This window comes from Pseudoalteromonas aurantia 208 (assembly GCF_014858725.1).
Lineage (GTDB): Bacteria > Pseudomonadota > Gammaproteobacteria > Enterobacterales > Alteromonadaceae > Pseudoalteromonas > Pseudoalteromonas aurantia.
The window spans coordinates 199842-217847 of record NZ_AQGV01000013.1 but is presented as its reverse complement, the minus strand read 5'-3'; the positions used below and the strand labels follow the sequence as shown (position 1 = coordinate 217847).

Here is an 18006-nt window from a genome sequence, read left to right as displayed (position 1 = left end):
TTAACTATTACGCTTGCGGCTAAACCAAGGTACATCGGCTTCATACTTGGTAATTTGGTTTTCAACACCGAGCGTTAACGCAAACAACGCCATTCTGATCAAGACACCGTTTTGTACTTGACGGAATATAGCGAGGTTGTCGTTATTATTGAGATCGTTGTCTAACTCATTTGCATCACTGCGGCTATCACGCGGTAGTGGATGCATTAATACTGAGTTAGGTTTACAGTGCGCGTTATAAATGGCCTGGCTGATCCTAAAGCCACCGCGGTATTTGTTTGCTTCTTCTTGAGAAGGAAAGCGTTCTTCTTGAATACGCGTTTGATAGACGATATCAGCAGCTAAGTTACCTTCCATTTTTGACACGATTTCTATTTTATGACCTGCATTACTGACACTATCTAAAATGTAATCGGGCATTTGCAATCCATCTGGAGCAACCATGCTAAAGTGGATATCTTTATAATGACATAATAATTTTGATAAGGAGTGTACGGTACGACCGTATTTTAAGTCCCCCACTAACGCAATATGCATCCCATCAATACCACGCTCAAAACGTCCAAGCTCTCTATCGATAGTTAGTAAGTCTAATAATGCTTGGGTTGGGTGCTCATTGGGGCCATCACCACCATTAATTACGGGGACGTCTGAACCTGTTGCAAATTCTGACACTGAACCAGCGTCAGGATGACGCATTGCAACGGCATCGGCGTAAGCAGATATCACACGAGCAGTGTCGTATAAAGACTCACCCTTTGCCAATGCAGAGCTTTGCATGCCTGTTGTCTCTCGGACAATGCCACCGAGTAAGTTAAATGCAGTACCAAAGCTCACTCGGGTACGAGTACTTGGCTCAAAGAATAGGTTGGCTAATATAGCGCCCTCTAAAACACGCGTTCGCTTATGCTTTTTGGCATAAGGTTCCATTTGTTTTGCGACAGCAAAAATATGTTCAATTGCTTCTCGATCCAATTGATTCACGGAAAGAATGTTTTCACCTTGGAAACTTAACATGGGGTGGTTCCTAATCACAGATTGACAACGGGCTTGCGGCACAGCAAACCACCATGATAACGGGCATGCAGTCGCATGGTTATTTGGCGCGCCATTGTAACATAATTAAAGGCTTGGTTTGAGTACTGCGAGTAATACAATCGCAAGTAACATGAGCACAGGGAACTCGTTAAAATAGCGATAAAAGCGATCGCTACGTTTATTTCTATCATGTTTAAAGTCTGCGAGTAATTTAAAGCACAGACCATGATAAAGGTATAGCACGATCACAAAGACCAATTTGTAATGTAACCACATGCTATGACGAAACCATTCTCGTCCATATTCAACAATGGTGAGTACGCCAAAAACGAGCGTCAGTATGGCGAACGGTGTCACAAAAAATAAGAGGCGACGTTCCATTATTTTGAGCATAGCGCTGCATGACTTCTCTTGTGTCATAGCGTGATACACAAACAATCTCGGTAGATAAAAAATACCTGCAAACCATGCGATCATGAAAAAAAGGTGTAGTGCCTTATAAGTCAAAAGTAAGCTCATTGTGCCCTCAAATTTAAAGTAAGCTGTTTCGAGTGGTTAAAATATGGCGGATATGATCCCATCGTAATATCCCCATAATTTGTCGATTGTCTTTTTGGTTATAAATGTATACAGCGCCACTGCGTTTGTCTTTTAGGACATCAAATGCATCTGATAACGTCGCTTGACTGCTTAACCCTTGCAGAGGAATGTAAGAGATATTCATGTTTTGGTCGCTCATTAGATTGAGGTCGTACTCAGCTAACCGGTAACCATTTTCTTCATCAAATACAATGAGAGGGGTTTGACTATTTACTGCGCCAAGCGTTTCTTTTATCTGATCTTTGTCATCAGAGTAGAGTAATTTAAAGTGCTCATCCATGTCATCCATAATTCCGACTTTTTGTAGTGCTTCACTGGCAGGTGAAACTTGATACGGTAAGCCTTGGAAGTCAAGCTGCTGTAAAAAGATGGAGCGATTGCCAAACACTTGTAGTGCAGTGACATAGGCGGCGGAAATCACCAGCATGGCTGGTACAATGATTTCATGGCTTGATGTTAACTCCATCACCGCGGTTAAAGCGGCCAATGGCGCGTGTAATGTGGCAGCTAATAGTCCAGCCATGCCTAAAACGCCATACGTGCCACTGACATCGACGCCTGGAGTAATAAATTGTGCAAAAAACGACATCAAAGTCCCCATGACAACACCAAGTCCTATGACAGGGCCGATTAATCCCCCTGGTATGCCCAGCCCAATAGCAAATAATGTTGCAAGTAATTTGGCGATGAGTATGGTTGTGAGTAGCTGAATATTCTCAGGTGCATCAACAGCAATGGTAATAGCACTCATCCCAGAGCCCATGGCTTGGGGGACCATATAACCAATAAGGCCAGCAATTAACCCTGCTAAAAGTAACCTTGGTAACATGCTTAGAGGTTTAAATGTTTTTATTATGAGCATGAGGTTTTGATTGAAACTAAAGGCTACAGCACCAAGTATTACACCACATATAATTAAATAGGGATAGTGCCAAAAGCTCAATGGCGTGATGTTGATAAGCGCCAACTCAGAGCTGGCGCCAAATACAAACTGAGTGGCTAAGGCGCCTGTGACAGCCGCGAGCATAATGGGTACGAAAATATGTATTTTGTATTCCCTTAAAACGACTTCCATGACAAAAATTACAGCAGCAAGTGGCGTATTAAATGATGCGGCAATACCCGCTGCTACACCACACCCCGCAAGGGTACGAGATGCATTCATTGGTAAATGCAGTCGTTCAGCTAAAATACTTGCACCAGTGGCTCCCATATGAACGGAAGGGCCTTCACGACCAACAGAAAATCCACTAATAAGTGCGACGGCACCGCCAAAAAATTGATTTGCTGTGTTCCAAATTGGCATTTGTCCATAGTGATGTTTAATACGGTGTATCACGAAAGGAATACCTAGCCGGTAATGTCTAAAGCCAGTCAAATTAGCAAACAAAGCAATGAGTAATGCAGCAAACACCGGTAGTGCAACGCGTTGAAATTCAGGGAGTTGCGAGAAGTGATCTGGGGAGTCTAAGAAAGTAGACTGTATGAATATGATGGTCAGACGAAATAAGATGATCAGAATAGCCGCAATTAAACCAGCACATACGCCGAGTAAACACAATTGTACAGATGTTTTGGGTTTGGCTAACCTACGCCGTAATGTATCCAGCGACATATCTTAATTCCATGTCATATTAAAGACTTAAGTCTATCAAAAAAATGTCACTTCGTCTTAGTGGCAAACCCAAATTTTGAGGGGGAATTTATATATTATGCTTGTTATAAATATTCACCTTAAGACTTAAGTTAGACATTGCCTTTGAGTCTACATTGATGTGGTGTAATTTTAATCAATTAAGGTACGATGACTATACTTGATTAAAATACTCGGGTATTAGATAATCCAGCTATAAAATGTACAAGGGTCGAATAGTATGTCTGAACAGTTACCAATTCAATTTAGTGATGCTGCGGCACATCGCGTAAAAGAGTTAATCGAAGAAGAAGAGAATCCTGAGTTAAAACTGCGTGTTTATGTAACAGGAGGCGGTTGCTCTGGCTTTCAATATGGATTTACTTTTGATGAAAAAGCCAACCCAGGTGATTTAGAAATTGAGAAAAATGGTGTGGTTATGGTTGTTGATCCCATGAGTATTCAATATTTAATTGATGGTGTAGTGGATTACACAGAGGGCTTAGAGGGAGCACGCTTTTTTGTGAGTAACCCAAATGCAACTACAACATGCGGTTGCGGTGCGAGTTTTAGTGTTTAGCTTTTCTAAGTTAGAGAAGAAGCCACGTTAATACGTGGCTTTTTTATTTTTTTGTCACGTAGATCATTAATGCAAAGAATGCTAATACAAAAGTGCTAAATGTTAGTATGTAGATAAATCCTCGCCTTCCTTTTTTCAGAGGAATATGGTTGCTTCTTAAAAACCAAAACCAACCAGCACATAATAAAATAGGTATTAAAAACAGTAGTCTAATCATAAATAATTCTCTATCATCAATTTATTCCTTAATCTGATTTTGTAAGTGATTGTTTTAAAAGTAAAAATAAATTATTTCATTTTCTGGTGCATTTTATAAAAAATTTGTTAAAGTTAATGCCTGTTAACGCTTGGATAAAAAGTCGGTAAAAAGTTAAATTTTAATTAGGTGTTAACAGAAATATAGTCTATACCTAATTTGGTACATAGGAACAAATGATAGATTTTCGTATCAAGCCTATGGTATACAGTACACCGCTGATGTGAGACGGGCAAATTTCATATTGGTATTAATTAAAGAAATCATCGAGTAGGAGATGTTTAATATGATGGGTAAAACTGTTTCTTCTGAAGAAAACGGTAAGTTAACTAAGTGGTTAAAATCGAAGCGTCACGAAAAAGGCCATACAATGCGTAGCTTAGCTCAAGTTCTGGGTACGCCACATTCTTTTATTGGTAAAATTGAAAACCAAGAACGTCGCCTTGATGTGATAGAGTTTTTACGCTACTGCGAAGCATTAGAAGTTGACCCTTATGAAGGGTTGAACTTAGTTAAAGAAGAAGACTAACATTTAACATAGCGTAAGAGGGTGCAAGGAACTGCACCTCAACTCTCTCATTCTTACCTATTTTTTGATGCATGATAAGACATTTCGATCTGAAACAATTTATTACGTATTATATAAAGCAATAATAGCGACGGTAATACCATTAATGCAGTAATAGCAAAGAATATAGCCCAATTACCATGCAACCAATCATCAATGACCACGCCGCTATAACTCGACATCACCGTTCGTCCTAAACTCCCAAGCGATGCTAATAAGGCATAATGTGTTGCGCTAAATGCACGGTCACATAGCATAGAAATGAATGCAACCATTGCGACTAATGACCAAGCTTGCGTAAAACCATCGATGACAACTGCCATCGCATAAAGATGTTCTTGGGGGCCTGCTATGGCAATCCATGAGAACATTAAGTTGGATGCTGCCATTGCGATCCCACTGATGAATAACCCTTTTACAATACCGTATTTATGATTAAAAATACTGCCTAAAAATGCAAAAATAATGGTAATGACACCCGTCCCCAGTTTTGAGTATTGACCAATTTGGGTGTTGCTGAAACCAATCTCTTTATAAAAGACGATGGACATTCTCGCTAAAAATGACTCACCTATTTTAAATAAGAATATGAATAACAATAAAGCGAGCGCTGTTTTAACGCCATTTTTGGTAAAAAAGCTTCTAAAGGGCTCGACCAATGTCACCGCAAACCAAGCGAATACTCGATTAAATACACTTTGTGAGTTGCCAAGTCTTGCTTGATATGCCAATTCCAACTGTTTATGAACATGATCTCTTTGTGAGCTAGGTTCTTTTGCAAACAGTGTAACCAACACTAATAAGCCCATAATAATGCCAAGCAGTAAGTAAATTTTTGGCCAATCAAAATAGGGAGAGTCAGCAAGGAAAAATGGAATAGCGCCCAGTAAAGCATATCCTGTCCACCAACCAGAGGTGGCCATTGCAGCAGCTGCGGTGGCTTTTTCACTCTCATTTTCAGGTAATATGTCAATTCTATATGCGTCTATAGCGATGTCATGTGTAGCAGATGCTGCTGCTATTAAAAAACACAATAGGGCGGCACTGAACAAGTTATCTTTTATAACAATATATGACATTGCGATGGTGGCCAGTGCGGTAATAACTTGGCATAAGGCAATCCAACTTCGGCGTTGACCTAATTGTGTCGTTAGAAAGGGGAGCTTGACACGATCGAGCAAAGGAGACCATAGAAAGTTAATGGTGTACGCACCAAATACAATCCCAAATAGACCGATCATACTTCGGCTTAAACCTTCGTCTTTTAGCCATGCGGACATGACTGAACCGATCAGAACCCAAGGGAAGCCACTGCTGATCCCTAGCATGAAAATAGTAATCAAACGTCGATCTTTATAATAACTTAAGTAGTCACTTAAACTCGCTTTGAGGATCATGTTTTATGCTTCTTTTAAATTAGAGTTCTATCGCTTTTAAGATTGCCACATCGTATATAATAACTGGTTTCTTTGGAATAAATGTATAGCCCAGTTTCTCATTGAACCCCGTTTCTACCTGCATTATTTTATCAAGTGTTTCGTACCCTTCAATCACATTACCAAATACAGCAAAACCCCAGTCACGTCCCGGATTCAAGTGTTTATTGTTATCCATATTAAAAAAGAATTGTCTTGTTCCAGAATGCGGCTTGCTATCTTGATATGCCATAGCGACACTGTATATGTCGTTTTTCATGCCGTTACCACTTTCATTGAATATAGGAGGGCGTTCAAACATGCCATCGTACTCTTTGTCATAGCCACCACCTTGAATGACAAAGTCTTGTTCATTGGCCTCATCACGTTCAACACGATGAAATACAGAGCCTTTATAGTCACCATTAACAACGTAGGTGAGAAAGTTATTCACGGTAATCGGTGCTCTAGATCTATCTAACTCAAGAGTGATTACCCCTAAGCTCGTTGTGATTTCAACTCTAGGGAATAAGTTGTCTTTTTGTACAAAGCGGCCTTCCTTATTTGCAGCAAAAGATAGGTTTGAAAAAATAAAAATGGCGCAAGCAATGATTACTCGATTCATATTATTGTCCTTGTAAAAAATTGATAAGTTCTTGATCAGATACAATGCGAGTGATTATTTTCTGCGTCAAGTTATTCAATTGGCCTTCCACTTTTGCTTGTTCGTGTTTTAAAGGCCCTTTCAATTGTGATGTGCCGGTGTAACGTTTTTCAAAAGTACGTTCATTGTGTGATGCAAAGATCTGAAAATCAGCGGTTGCGTTACTTTCATGTTGGGTAATGCTTTCAGTAATCTTGCTATAAAAGGTATTGATTTGTAGAGCTACTTTTTTGTTTTCTGTAGTATCAAGCGTTGCACCATTACTGCGTAAAGCATCAAAAAAAATACGTTCTATTTTTATTGGTAAACTGGCATCAGGTAAATAAACAGCTGGCTCTTGATTGAGCACTTTAATGACAAAATTGGTTGTTCGATGATCAGAGACTCGTGCGTTTATGTGCGTATTGAAATGGCTGACTGCCTGAGCTGAGTAAGTTGGATTCAAAATGACAGACTTAGGCTGTGCTGTACATCCCGATAGTATAAAAACACCAATGGATATAAAGTAAGTTTTTAGCATGAATTAACCTCTTTTTGTGGCACTCAGTACGGTAAATTTTTTGTTGTTGCCGATAATTTTACAATTGCCAAATAGACGATGTAGCTTGTCTTGATAATCCAAATGTCGGTTACCGATAATACGCAATTCACCACCTTGCTTTAGCGTATGCTTTGCTTGTATAAACATTTGCCAAGCAATGTGATCAGTGATCGCCTGAGCTTGATGAAATGGGGGGTTACATAACACCAAGTCAACTGAACCTGGGGTGAAGTTGGTTAGGCAGTCATTTTGGTGAAATTCACAATTATCTATCTGTTCAGGTAAATTGTGCTGAATATTTTGTTTTGCACTTGCTACTGCCATCGCAGATTCATCAACAAAAATAAGTTTGGCATTGGGCATTTTTGCTAGAGTAAGTAAGCCAATCACGCCATTTCCACAGCCAAGGTCGATGACTTTAATTGGTTTTTTACCTTGAGGTAAATAGTTAGCAAAAAATCGAGCTCCGATATCGAGCGAGTCACGAGAGAACACATTGGCGTGATTAGAAATTGTGAAGTCGGTTTTTTCTAATGGCCAATCTGTAGGAAATTTATCATCGACCGGTTTGCAAGTGGTGTGTGTAAAGATGAGCCGTGACTTTTTTACTGCCAAACTGGTTGTGGGTGCTGATAAAAAGTGTGCAACGCTTTTTAATGTTGAGCTGTGTATTTCTTTTACTTTTCCAGCAAGAATGACTGGGATATTGGCTGGTAAATGACTTAACTGTGCGAGCTGATGTTGCAAAAAGCCCGCATTTTTAGGGACTTTCATTAGAATTAAGTCACAATCCAAAGGTAATGGCGCCAAACTATTTTGCAGGGTGAGGTGCGTCTTTGATAGCGTATTTTCAGCTAAATTATACTGGCAGGCTTGATGACTTACAAAAGAGTCTGACACCGTTGTCACTTTTATGGTTGGATGCTGTGCTATTAATGCTGCAGCCAATCCGCCGAAACTATCGTTGAAAATAAGTGCATGCTTTGGTGTTTCATAATTGGCGAAGGTATACTCTATTAAGTATTCATCAGCGGCATCCCAAGCTTGTAGACTGCGATTTTTTTGATCTAAAGGAAAACGGTGTAATGTCAGAGGGTGAGTACCCAAAAAAGCTTCTGTGGTCATATCAATAAATAGTAGCAGTCAAAGAGAATAAAGAGATGGTATCATGACATTGCAAAACCCTGAACAGCTGTTACCGAATGGATTTGACTATATTGAGCAAGTAATGAGTCACTCCAAAGCAATGTCCCTCTATACGTATTTGACTGAGATTTTGAATTGGCAACAACCTGAAGTCAACATTTTTGGCAAGCATCATAAAATCCCGCGTTTGCAGTGCTTTATTGCTGATAAGCAGGTTAATTACAGCTACTCTAATCACCCTTTAGTTGTTGAAAGCTGGCCAGAACCTTTAAAGGCGATGCGTCGACGGTTGCAGGTGCATTACGGATATAGCTTTAATGCTTTGTTAGTTAATTGGTATAGAAATGGTCATGACAGTATGGGGTGGCACAGTGATGATGAAAAAGAACTCGGGTGTCAACCATTTATTGTGTCTATTTCACTTGGCGCATCCCGAAAATTTACAATTCGAAATTCGCATTCTAAACAAACACAAAATCTGATGCTAGACAATGGTAGCTGCTTATTAATGCATGGACAGAGCCAAAGTCATTACCAACATGCTCTACCTAAACAAATGAAAGTGAATAGCGGGCGTATAAATTTAACCTTTCGCACAGTTGGTCAATAGCAAGCAAAAGCGTATAGTAGCCTCTAATCGCAACTTAAATGAAGGGCTTAGCATGTCCATGCAGCAGCAGATCCACAGCAAATTAGCCGACGCAATTGTTTGTAAGCACCTAAACGTCGTGAATGAAAGTCATATGCACAGCCGAGGTGAGGAATCTCACTTCAAGGTGGTGATTGTCAGTGAGACGTTTTTAGGCAAGCGTTTGTTGCCTCGTCACCGCCTTATCAATGAAGTGCTAAAAGATGAACTTGCTAATCATATTCATGCGTTATCAATTCATGCTTACACCCCTGATGAGTATAGCGAAAAGAATGGACAAACACCTGATTCACCAAGTTGTTTAGGTGGTTCGAAGTTTGATAACTAGCTGATCAGACCTGTATTTGTCTGATCAGCTATTAAACTATGGCAGTTTTTGAAAAATAAATAGGATTTATCATGGTCGTTAAGCCGAAAATTCGTGGTTTTATTTGTACCAATGCACATTCAGCTGGTTGTGCTGCTCATGTTCAAGAGCAAATTGATTATGTAAAAGCACAAGGTCCCATTGCAAATGGCCCTAAAAATGTATTAGTTATTGGTGCTTCAACAGGGTATGGGTTGGCGTCCCGAATTACAGCAGCTTTTGGTGCTGGTGCAAAAACTTTGGGGATTTTCTTTGAGAAAGAAGGTACTGAGAGGAAAACAGCTTCAGCTGGGTGGTATAATACCGCTGCTTTTCAGCAGGCCGCGGATGATGCAGGTTTATGGTCAAAAAACATTAATGGCGACGCGTTCTCTGAGGAAATTAAGCAAAAAACGATTGCAGCAATAAAAGCTGAAATGGGTAAAGTCGACCTTGTTATTTATAGTTTGGCATCACCACGTCGTACAGATCCAAAAACTGGGGAGGTGTTCTCTTCAACATTAAAGCCAATCGGCAAAGATGTTACGACGAAGAACCTCAATACCTCTCAACGTGCAATTGGTGATATTACTGTTGAAGCGGCAAACGAGGAAGAAATCGCGAATACCGTAAAGGTAATGGGTGGTGAAGATTGGGAACTATGGGTCGATGCGCTTAAAGAGGCAGATGTACTCGCCGAGAACTTTAAAACAACCGCTTATACATATATTGGTAAGGAGCTGACGTGGCCGATATACGGTCATGCAACGATTGGCAAAGCGAAGGAAGATTTAGACAGAGCAACTGCAGCGATAAAAGCGTCTACGGCTTCGATAAACGGTGAAGCTTATGTTTCGTCTTTAAATGCTGTTGTGACACAAGCCAGTTCTGCTATTCCAATTATGCCGCTTTATATTTCTGCATTATTCAAAGTGATGAAAGCGGATGGTACTTATGAAGGTACTATTGAGCAAATTAATGGTTTATTCCGTGAAAGTTTGTATGGTGAAACTCCACGTTTTGATGACGGCGGTCACTTATTTCAAAATTACAAAGAACTGGAAGATGATGTTCAAGCTCGGATCCAAGGCATTTGGGATTCAGTTACCACAGAGACAATTGACGAATTAACTGACTATGTTGGTTATCATAATGAGTTTCTGCGTTTGTTTGGTTTTGGCATAGAAACGCTTGATTATGATCAAGAAGTTGACTCAATCGTAGCGATTAATCACCTATTGTAATGGCATGATTAATGAGGGCTAGGCGCTATTTTTTATAGGCCTAGTTCACTTATTCTACACTTTTAATAATATCTAGCTTTATTTTTGCACAAAACCCTTCTATATTTTTCATCAATTCGACTTTGGTCTATGTTGAGATAATCACAAGACCCATAACTACATAAAAACCATTGTAAAGACGTATTAATTTAATATTTCTCCTCGCATAGTCCGTAGGATTAATGTTAAAATCTCGGCAATATGTGAGAACACGACTACGATGCTTGTTTCAGTACTTGGACAGGTGGCTCTTTTATACCTGACGAATATGAGGCAACAAGCGCCGTGGTAATTAAAGATTTTTCAATTTCTTTCCGTTAATGTAATGCAAGTGCGTATGATCAACATAAAAAAAGGTCTGGACTTACCCATAGAGGGCGCACCTCAGCAAGTTATTCATGATGGCTCTGCCGTCAAACGAGTAGCTGTGCTAGGTGAAGAGTTTATTGGTATGCGTCCAACCATGCATGTTCGTGTGGATGACCAAGTCAAAAAAGGCCAAGTTCTTTTTGTAGATAAAAAGAATCCTGGCGTCAAGTTTACTGCACCAGCTGCTGGTGTAGTTAAAGAAATCAACCGTGGTGCTAAGCGTGTACTGCAATCCGTCGTGATTGAAGTGCAAGGCAATGAGCAAATCACTTTTGACAAGTTTTCGGCTGCTGAATTAAGCAACCTTAAGCGTGATAAAGTCAAAGAGGTGCTTGTTGAGTCTGGTCAATGGCCAGCGCTTCGTGTTCGTCCTTTTAGCAAAGTTGCGGCATTAGAGGCTAACCCTAGCTCTGTGTTTGTAACTGCAATGGATACTAATCCGTTAGCTGCTGATCCTGCTGTGGTCATCGCTGAAAATGTGGAAGCATTTGAAGCGGGTCTTGCTGTGGTATCTCGCTTAACAGATGGTAAAGTATTCGTTTGTAAGCAAGCTGGTAGTCAAGTACCTAGTTCGTCGCTTTCTCAAGTAGAAGTGCACGAGTTTGGTGGTTTACATCCTGCGGGACTGGTTGGTACTCATATTCATCATCTAGACGCGGTTTCTGCAAGCAAGCAGGTATGGCATTTAGGCTACCAAGACGTTATTGCCTTTGGTCAGTTATTTTTAACTGGCGAGATAAATGCAGATCGTGTTGTTGCCCTTGCTGGCCCTCGTGTGAAAAACCCGCGTTTAGTGAAAACTCAATTAGGAGCATCGCTAACTGATCTAGTTGCCGGTGAGCTTGAAGACGGTGATAACCGAGTCATTTCTGGCTCTGTGTTAGCTGGTAAAACAGCAGCCGGACCTCATGCTTTCTTAGGCCGCTACCATGTTCAAGTATCTGTTTTACTTGAAGGTCGCGAAAAAGAACTATTTGGTTGGATTGCCCCTGGTAGTAATAAGTTTTCTGTAACTCGAATGTTTATTTCTCACTTTGCACCGAGTCGTTTATTTAAAATGACAACGTCTACGGGTGGTTCTAAACGTGCCATGGTGCCAATCGGTAACTATGAACGTGTTATGCCACTCGATATCTTACCAACACCTTTGCTACGTGACCTTATTTCAGGTGACTTAGATGGTGCGATTACCTTAGGTGCGCTAGAGCTAGATGAAGAAGATTTAGCATTGTGTACTTTTGTGTGTCCTGGCAAGTATGAGTACGGTTCAATCCTTCGTGATTGCCTGAATACTATCGAGAAGGAAGGTTAAAATGGCCTTAAAGAAATTTTTAGAAGACATTGAACCTCACTTTGAAGCGGGTGGTAAACACGAAAAGTGGTACGCTTTGTATGAAGCGATAGCAACTGTTTTCTATACGCCTGGTTATGTTAACAAAGGCGGCACGCATGTGCGTGATAACATCGACCTAAAACGCATCATGATTTTAGTGTGGATGGCTACTTTCCCAGCTATGTTTTTTGGTATGTTTAACATCGGTCATCAAGCAGCATTAGCGCTTGGTAACGGTTTTGAAATAGCCAACACATGGCAAGTCGCAATTTTCCAAGCGCTAGGCGGTGAGTTAACTGCACAAGCAGGTTGGGGTGCGAAGATGTTCTACGGAGCATGTTTCTACTTACCTATCTACGGAACCGTCTTTTTAGTGGGTGGTTTTTGGGAAGTTTTGTTTGCTTCTATTCGTAAGCATGAAGTAAACGAAGGCTTCTTTGTTACATCAGTATTATTTTCACTTATTCTTCCTTCAACCATTCCGTTATGGCAAGCCGCGTTAGGTATTACTTTCGGTGTTGTTGTTGCTAAAGAAGTGTTTGGTGGTACAGGTCGTAACTTCTTAAACCCTGCTTTAGCTGGCCGTGCATTTTTATTCTTTGCTTACCCTGCTGATATTTCGGGTGACACAGTATGGACAGCCGTAGATTCATTCTCGGGTGCAACTTACTTAGGCCAGGTAGCACAAGGTGCTGTTGATTTCAACAATATGGTTCTTTGGTGGGATGCATTTTATGGCTTCATCCAAGGTTCTATGGGTGAAACATCGACACTGGCTCTGATGCTAGGTGGTTTATTCTTAATTTATGTGCGTATTGCGTCATGGCGTATTGTTCTAGGTGTTTTCCTAGGTATGGTTATCATGTCGTTGTTACTTAACTTAATTGGCTCAACAACAAATCCTGCATTTGCTATGCCTTGGTACTGGCACTTAGTATTAGGTGGTTTTGCATTCGGTATGTTCTTTATGGCGACTGACCCAGTTTCTGCGTCTTTCACAAATAAAGGTAAATTCGCATACGGTGCATTGATTGGTGTGATGGTTGTGTTAGTCCGTGTGGTTAACCCTGCTTACCCAGAAGGCATGATGTTAGCAATTCTTTTCGCTAATTTATTTGCGCCACTATTTGACCACTTTGTTGTGCAGTCAAACGTTAAGAGGAGATTAGCACGTGTCTAGTAACAATGAATCTATAGGTAAAACGTTAGGCGTTGTTGTTGGTTTATGTTTGGTATGTGCGGTTGTTGTATCGGTAGCTTCAGTACAATTACGTCCATTACAAAAAGCAAACAAAGCGCAAGATGTACAGCGTAATATTCTTGCCGCTGCTGGTTTTAATGATGTAACCAATGTTGAAGAAATGTTTGGTCAAAACATCGAAGCACGTGTTGTCAATATGGAAACGGGTGAGTTCGTTGAGCAAGACCATACAACGTTTGACTTTGAAAGCACAAAGTTTGATGCAAAGCGCAGCTTTAAATTAGACAAAGCAGACGATAAAGCCGGCATTCAACGTATGACTGATCATTCACCTGTTTACTTATCTAAAGATGCAAGTGGCCAAGTATCGACTATTATTTTACCCATTCAAGGCTATGGCTTGTGGGGTATTATGTATGGTTTTATCGCATTAGATAAAGATACTGAAACAGTTAAAGCTATCAAGTTTTATAAGCACAATGAAACGCCGGGTCTTGGTGGTGAAATTGAAAATCCAAAATGGACTGCAACTTGGGTTGGTAAGTCTTTACCAATTACGTTAGTGAAAGGTACAGCCGGCACTGACAAGCATAAAGTTGATGGTTTATCTGGTGCCACACTGACTTCGGTAGGTGTAGGTAACACAGTCGATTTTTGGACAAGCAACAAAGGTTTTGGCCCATTCCTTGCGAATGTACGTAATGGAGCATTGAACTAATGGCTAATACAAAAGAAATGAAAGACGTCTTGTTTGGACCAGTATTCGCTAACAACCCAATTGCACTGCAAGTGTTGGGTATTTGTTCTGCGTTAGCTGTAACTTCAAGCCTTAAAAATGCGTTAATAATGTCAATAGCTTTGACGCTAGTGACAGCATTCTCAAGTCTGTTTATCTCAATAATTCGTAACCATATTCCTTCAAGCGTACGTATTATTGTGCAAATGACCATCATTGCTTCTTTGGTTATCGTTGTTGATCAAACATTACAAGCGTTTGTTTATGCAACAGCGAAAGAGTTGTCTGTATTCGTTGGCCTAATTATTACAAACTGTATTGTAATGGGTCGTGCAGAAGCATATGCAATGAAGTCTCCACCACTTATGTCATTTTTGGATGGTATTGGTAATGGTTTAGGGTATTCAGTCGTGTTACTTACCGTTGGCTTTATCCGTGAGTTAGGTGGTTCAGGTACATTGTTTGGTGCTGAGATTTTACCTTTGGTTTCTGAGGGTGGTTGGTACCAGCCTATGGGTCTACTGATCCTGCCGCCAAGTTCTTTCTTCATTATTGGTTTCTTCATTTGGGTACTGCGTACTTATAAGAAAGACCAAGTAGAAGCAAAGGCGTAAGGGGAGAGAGATGGAACATTATATTAGTTTATTCGTTAAAGCGGTTTTCATTGAAAACTTAGCATTATCTTTCTTCTTAGGTATGTGTACATTCTTAGCAGTATCTAAGAAAGTAACCACTTCACTTGGTTTAGGTGTTGCTGTTGTATTTGTATTGGGTGTTGCTGTTCCAGTAAACCAATTAGTATATAGCGCAGTATTAGCACCAGGTGCATTAGAATGGCTTGGTTTTCCTGAAGCAGATTTAAGCTTCTTGAAGTTTTTGACGTTCATCGGCGTAATTGCAGCACTTGTACAGATCCTAGAAATGGCTTTGGATAAGTTTTTCCCTGCGCTTTACAATGCTCTGGGCATATTCTTACCTTTGATCACTGTAAACTGTGCAATTTTCGGTGCGGTAGCCTTTATGGTTGAACGTAACTTAAATTTCACTGAATCAGTGGTGTTTGGTATTGGTTCAGGTGTAGGTTGGGCGTTAGCAATTGTATTGCTTGCTGGTATTCGTGAGAAAATGAAGTATTCAGATGTACCAGATGGTCTACGTGGTTTAGGTATTACCTTTATTACTGTAGGTTTGATGGGTCTTGGCTTCATGTCATTCTCTGGTATTTCACTGTAAGGTAGCGAGGAAAAATCATGCTTGAGGTATATTTAGGCGTAGGAATGTTCATTGCTATCGTTGTACTACTTGTTTTAGTCATAATTGCGGCTAAATCTAAGCTAGTAGCGAGCGGTGATATATTAATTAATATTAATGGTGATCCTGAAAAGGGCATCAAAACATCAGCTGGTACTAAACTACTTGGCGCGCTTTCAGACGCGGGTATTTTCGTATCATCTGCATGTGGTGGCGGTGGTTCATGTGGCCAGTGTCGCGTACATATTCATAACGGCGGTGGTGATATCCTGCCTACCGAACTTGACCATATTTCAAAAGGTGAAGCGCGAGAAGGGTGTCGTTTAGCATGTCAAGTGAATGTGAAGACAGACATGGATATTGAGTTAGAAGAGTCAATTTTTGGTGTTAAGAAATGGGAATGTGAAGTTATCTCTAATGATAATAAAGCAACTTTCATCAAGGAGCTTAAATTAGGTATCCCTGATGGCGAGTCTGTACCGTTTCGTGCTGGAGGTTATATCCAAATTGAAGCCCCAGCTCACCATGTTAAATATGCTGACTTTGATGTACCTGATGAGTATCGTGGCGATTGGGAACGTTTTGGTTTCTTTAACCTTGAGTCTAAGGTTGATGATGAAACAATTCGTGCATACTCAATGGCTAACTACCCTGAAGAAGAGGGTATCATCATGCTCAATGTACGTATTGCTTCTCCGCCGCCAAATAACCTAACACTGCCTTGTGGTAAGATGTCATCTTACATTTGGTCATTAAAAGCGGGTGATAAGGTAACTATTTCAGGTCCATTCGGTGAGTTTTTTGCAAAAGACACAGATGCTGAAATGGTATTTGTTGGTGGTGGTGCTGGTATGGCGCCAATGCGTTCACACATTTTTGACCAACTTAAACGTCTTAACTCTAAGCGTAAGATGTCTTTCTGGTATGGTGCACGTTCTAAACGTGAAATGTTCTACGTAGAAGATTTTGATGGCTTAGCAGCTGATAATGAAAACTTCGTATGGCACACCGCATTGTCTGATCCACAACCAGAAGATAACTGGGAAGGTTACACAGGTTTCATTCACAATGTATTGTTTGAAAACTATTTACGTGACCATGAAGCGCCTGAAGATTGTGAGTACTATATGTGTGGTCCTCCAATGATGAACGCAGCAGTTATCAACTTGTTGAAAGATTTGGGTGTAGAAGAAGAAAACATCTTACTAGATGACTTCGGTGGCTAATTAGCACACTCAATTCTATAAGCATATGTTGAAATATATGTTAGCCCTCAAGTCATGCACTTGAGGGCTTTTTGTTTATTAGGGAGCTGTAATTTAATGAAAAGTATAAGTGGGATATTTGTATTATCGTTGGGATTATTTTTAGCTGGTTGTGATAATTCAGCAAGTCGCTCAGTCGAACCGCTTACGTTGCACGGGAATACGATGGGTACAACGTATAATATAAAAGTGTTTACTAGTGGAAAAGAAATTGAAGCGGGGGCTTTACAGCAGCAAGTAGACGACACGCTCATTGCTGTAAATGCATCGATGTCTCCTTGGGTTGAAAACTCTGAAATTAATCAGTTTAATGGCTTGGAAGCCAATCAATTTATGGTGATCAGTGATGATTTTCGAGCGGTTGCAGCTGAATCTATTCGGTTAGGCCAATCCACAAAGACACTCGATGTCACCATGGGACCGCTCATTGACTTATGGGGGTTTGGCCCCGATAAACGACCAACAAAAAGACCAAGTCGGGAACAACTCGATGAGATGCGTGCACGTATTGGTGTTGAAAAACTCGTGCTTAATGAGCAAGGCCTTGCCAAAACATTACCTGGTTTAGAACTGTCGTTTTCGGCAACGGCGAAAGGGTATGGTATTGATAAAGTCGCGACGTTATTAGAGCGGCAAGGCTTGAGTAATTATATGGTGGAAATTGGTGGAGAGCTGAGAATTTCAGGTACTAAAGCCTATAATAAGCCGTGGGTAATTGCCATTGAGCAGCCTGATGCACCTATGGGTCAAAGGCAAATACATAAAGCTATTGAACCTGGAAATAATGGTATAGCGACTTCTGGTGATTACCGTATTTTTTATGAAATGGACGGCGAAACGTTTACGCATTTGATTGATCCAGCGACAGGGATGCCAGTGAAGCATGAATTGGTATCTGTTACTGTGCTGCACCCTTCAGCAATGACCGCTGATGGATTGGCAACCGCACTCACTGTAATGGGAACAGAACGAGCTAAGGCTTACGCAGAAAAATATAACTTGGCTGTATATTTGATAAGCAAAAGTGATACTGGATTAGTTACTTATGCCAGTGAACAGTTTAAACCTTATTTGTGAGTAAGGAATAACCGCGTTATAATGAGGGGTGTTTTATACCGTCGTCAGCTCAATA

Annotated in this window: 19 protein-coding genes; 12 read left to right on the top strand and 7 right to left on the bottom strand. The window is 40.5% G+C overall.

Annotated features, from left to right (window positions below):
- From PAUR_RS16135 to PAUR_RS16125, 3 genes are all read right to left on the bottom strand, one after another.
- Entirely contained in the window at positions 1-1017 is a 1017-nt protein-coding gene (locus tag PAUR_RS16135) for an aspartate carbamoyltransferase (protein WP_192508777.1), read from the bottom strand.
- Between the two features lie 105 nt (positions 1018-1122).
- The gene (locus tag PAUR_RS16130) at positions 1123-1557 is read right to left on the bottom strand and encodes a CopD family protein (RefSeq protein WP_192508776.1); all 435 of its coding nucleotides are present in this window, start codon (positions 1555-1557) and stop codon (positions 1123-1125) included.
- Between the two features lie 13 nt (positions 1558-1570).
- Positions 1571-3253, bottom strand: a complete 1683-nt coding sequence (locus PAUR_RS16125) for a chloride channel protein (protein ID WP_192508775.1) — start codon at positions 3251-3253, stop codon at positions 1571-1573.
- Positions 3254-3512: 259 nt separating this feature from the next.
- Between PAUR_RS16125 and erpA the strand changes: the two genes are divergently transcribed.
- A complete protein-coding gene (gene erpA, locus PAUR_RS16120; protein ID WP_010362831.1) occupies positions 3513-3851 on the top strand; it encodes an iron-sulfur cluster insertion protein ErpA in 339 nt (112 codons plus the stop codon).
- Positions 3852-4393: 542 nt separating this feature from the next.
- Entirely contained in the window at positions 4394-4636 is a 243-nt protein-coding gene (locus PAUR_RS16115) for a helix-turn-helix domain-containing protein (RefSeq protein ID WP_192508774.1), read from the top strand.
- Between the two features lie 53 nt (positions 4637-4689).
- Here the strand turns inward: PAUR_RS16115 and PAUR_RS16110 are convergent, their stop codons facing one another.
- Genes PAUR_RS16110 through PAUR_RS16095 form a run of 4 tightly spaced genes read right to left on the bottom strand, consistent with a single transcriptional unit; the run spans position 4690 to position 8420 of the window.
- Complete coding sequence (locus PAUR_RS16110; RefSeq protein WP_192508773.1) at positions 4690-6072, bottom strand: AmpG family muropeptide MFS transporter; 1383 nt, start codon at positions 6070-6072, stop codon at positions 4690-4692.
- Positions 6073-6091: 19 nt separating this feature from the next.
- Positions 6092-6715 (bottom strand): peptidylprolyl isomerase, encoded by a 624-nt coding sequence (locus PAUR_RS16105; RefSeq protein WP_192508772.1) that lies wholly within the window; start codon positions 6713-6715, stop codon positions 6092-6094.
- A 1-nt stretch (position 6716) separates the two neighbouring features.
- On the bottom strand, positions 6717-7274 hold the full coding sequence (locus PAUR_RS16100; RefSeq protein WP_192508771.1) for a YajG family lipoprotein: 558 nt from the start codon (positions 7272-7274) through the stop codon (positions 6717-6719).
- A gap of 3 nt (positions 7275-7277) precedes the next feature.
- Positions 7278-8420, bottom strand: coding sequence for a methyltransferase (locus tag PAUR_RS16095; RefSeq protein ID WP_192508770.1), 1143 nt, complete (start codon positions 8418-8420; stop codon positions 7278-7280).
- 43 nt (positions 8421-8463) lie between these two features.
- Between PAUR_RS16095 and PAUR_RS16090 the strand changes: the two genes are divergently transcribed.
- From PAUR_RS16090 to PAUR_RS16045, 10 genes are all read left to right on the top strand, one after another.
- Positions 8464-9051, top strand: a complete 588-nt coding sequence (locus PAUR_RS16090) for an alpha-ketoglutarate-dependent dioxygenase AlkB family protein (protein ID WP_192508769.1) — start codon at positions 8464-8466, stop codon at positions 9049-9051.
- A gap of 52 nt (positions 9052-9103) precedes the next feature.
- Complete coding sequence (locus tag PAUR_RS16085; RefSeq protein ID WP_192508768.1) at positions 9104-9418, top strand: BolA family protein; 315 nt, start codon at positions 9104-9106, stop codon at positions 9416-9418.
- Between the two features lie 71 nt (positions 9419-9489).
- On the top strand, positions 9490-10680 hold the full coding sequence (gene fabV / locus PAUR_RS16080; RefSeq protein WP_192508767.1) for an enoyl-ACP reductase FabV: 1191 nt from the start codon (positions 9490-9492) through the stop codon (positions 10678-10680).
- Positions 10681-11056: 376 nt separating this feature from the next.
- Positions 11057-12400, top strand: coding sequence for a Na(+)-translocating NADH-quinone reductase subunit A (locus PAUR_RS16075; RefSeq protein ID WP_192508766.1), 1344 nt, complete (start codon positions 11057-11059; stop codon positions 12398-12400).
- 1 nt (position 12401) lies between these two features.
- Positions 12402-13601 (top strand): NADH:ubiquinone reductase (Na(+)-transporting) subunit B, encoded by a 1200-nt coding sequence (locus PAUR_RS16070; RefSeq protein WP_192508765.1) that lies wholly within the window; start codon positions 12402-12404, stop codon positions 13599-13601.
- Entirely contained in the window at positions 13594-14340 is a 747-nt protein-coding gene (locus PAUR_RS16065) for a Na(+)-translocating NADH-quinone reductase subunit C (RefSeq protein ID WP_192508764.1), read from the top strand. The genes PAUR_RS16070 and PAUR_RS16065 overlap by 8 nt, the downstream gene beginning before the upstream one ends.
- Positions 14340-14972, top strand: a complete 633-nt coding sequence (locus PAUR_RS16060; protein WP_192508763.1) for an NADH:ubiquinone reductase (Na(+)-transporting) subunit D — start codon at positions 14340-14342, stop codon at positions 14970-14972. The genes PAUR_RS16065 and PAUR_RS16060 overlap by 1 nt, the downstream gene beginning before the upstream one ends.
- A 10-nt stretch (positions 14973-14982) precedes the next feature.
- Positions 14983-15591, top strand: a complete 609-nt coding sequence (gene nqrE / locus PAUR_RS16055; RefSeq protein WP_192508762.1) for an NADH:ubiquinone reductase (Na(+)-transporting) subunit E — start codon at positions 14983-14985, stop codon at positions 15589-15591.
- A gap of 17 nt (positions 15592-15608) precedes the next feature.
- Positions 15609-16835, top strand: a complete 1227-nt coding sequence (gene nqrF, locus PAUR_RS16050) for an NADH:ubiquinone reductase (Na(+)-transporting) subunit F (protein WP_192508761.1) — start codon at positions 15609-15611, stop codon at positions 16833-16835.
- A gap of 96 nt (positions 16836-16931) precedes the next feature.
- Complete coding sequence (locus PAUR_RS16045; protein ID WP_192508760.1) at positions 16932-17951, top strand: FAD:protein FMN transferase; 1020 nt, start codon at positions 16932-16934, stop codon at positions 17949-17951.
- The last annotated feature ends 55 nt before the right edge of the window (positions 17952-18006 follow it).

Bases quoted from the DNA above. Each gene is read 5' to 3' on its own strand.
- fabV (WP_192508767.1), top strand. From the start codon at position 9,490: ATGGTCGTTAAGCCGAAAATTCGTGGTTTTATTTGTACCAATGCACAT.
- nqrF (WP_192508761.1), top strand. From the start codon at position 15,609: ATGCTTGAGGTATATTTAGGCGTAGGAATGTTCATTGCTATCGTTGTA.
- PAUR_RS16060 (WP_192508763.1), top strand. From the start codon at position 14,340: ATGGCTAATACAAAAGAAATGAAAGACGTCTTGTTTGGACCAGTATTC.
- PAUR_RS16070 (WP_192508765.1), top strand. From the start codon at position 12,402: ATGGCCTTAAAGAAATTTTTAGAAGACATTGAACCTCACTTTGAAGCG.
- PAUR_RS16100 (WP_192508771.1), bottom strand. From the start codon at position 7,274: ATGCTAAAAACTTACTTTATATCCATTGGTGTTTTTATACTATCGGGA.
- PAUR_RS16105 (WP_192508772.1), bottom strand. From the start codon at position 6,715: ATGAATCGAGTAATCATTGCTTGCGCCATTTTTATTTTTTCAAACCTA.
- erpA (WP_010362831.1), top strand. From the start codon at position 3,513: ATGTCTGAACAGTTACCAATTCAATTTAGTGATGCTGCGGCACATCGC.
- PAUR_RS16110 (WP_192508773.1), bottom strand. From the start codon at position 6,072: ATGATCCTCAAAGCGAGTTTAAGTGACTACTTAAGTTATTATAAAGAT.
- PAUR_RS16135 (WP_192508777.1), bottom strand. From the start codon at position 1,017: ATGTTAAGTTTCCAAGGTGAAAACATTCTTTCCGTGAATCAATTGGAT.
- PAUR_RS16125 (WP_192508775.1), bottom strand. From the start codon at position 3,253: ATGTCGCTGGATACATTACGGCGTAGGTTAGCCAAACCCAAAACATCT.
- nqrE (WP_192508762.1), top strand. From the start codon at position 14,983: ATGGAACATTATATTAGTTTATTCGTTAAAGCGGTTTTCATTGAAAAC.
- PAUR_RS16085 (WP_192508768.1), top strand. From the start codon at position 9,104: ATGTCCATGCAGCAGCAGATCCACAGCAAATTAGCCGACGCAATTGTT.
- PAUR_RS16115 (WP_192508774.1), top strand. From the start codon at position 4,394: ATGATGGGTAAAACTGTTTCTTCTGAAGAAAACGGTAAGTTAACTAAG.
- PAUR_RS16090 (WP_192508769.1), top strand. From the start codon at position 8,464: ATGACATTGCAAAACCCTGAACAGCTGTTACCGAATGGATTTGACTAT.
- PAUR_RS16075 (WP_192508766.1), top strand. From the start codon at position 11,057: ATGATCAACATAAAAAAAGGTCTGGACTTACCCATAGAGGGCGCACCT.
- PAUR_RS16130 (WP_192508776.1), bottom strand. From the start codon at position 1,557: ATGAGCTTACTTTTGACTTATAAGGCACTACACCTTTTTTTCATGATC.
- PAUR_RS16095 (WP_192508770.1), bottom strand. From the start codon at position 8,420: ATGACCACAGAAGCTTTTTTGGGTACTCACCCTCTGACATTACACCGT.
- PAUR_RS16045 (WP_192508760.1), top strand. From the start codon at position 16,932: ATGAAAAGTATAAGTGGGATATTTGTATTATCGTTGGGATTATTTTTA.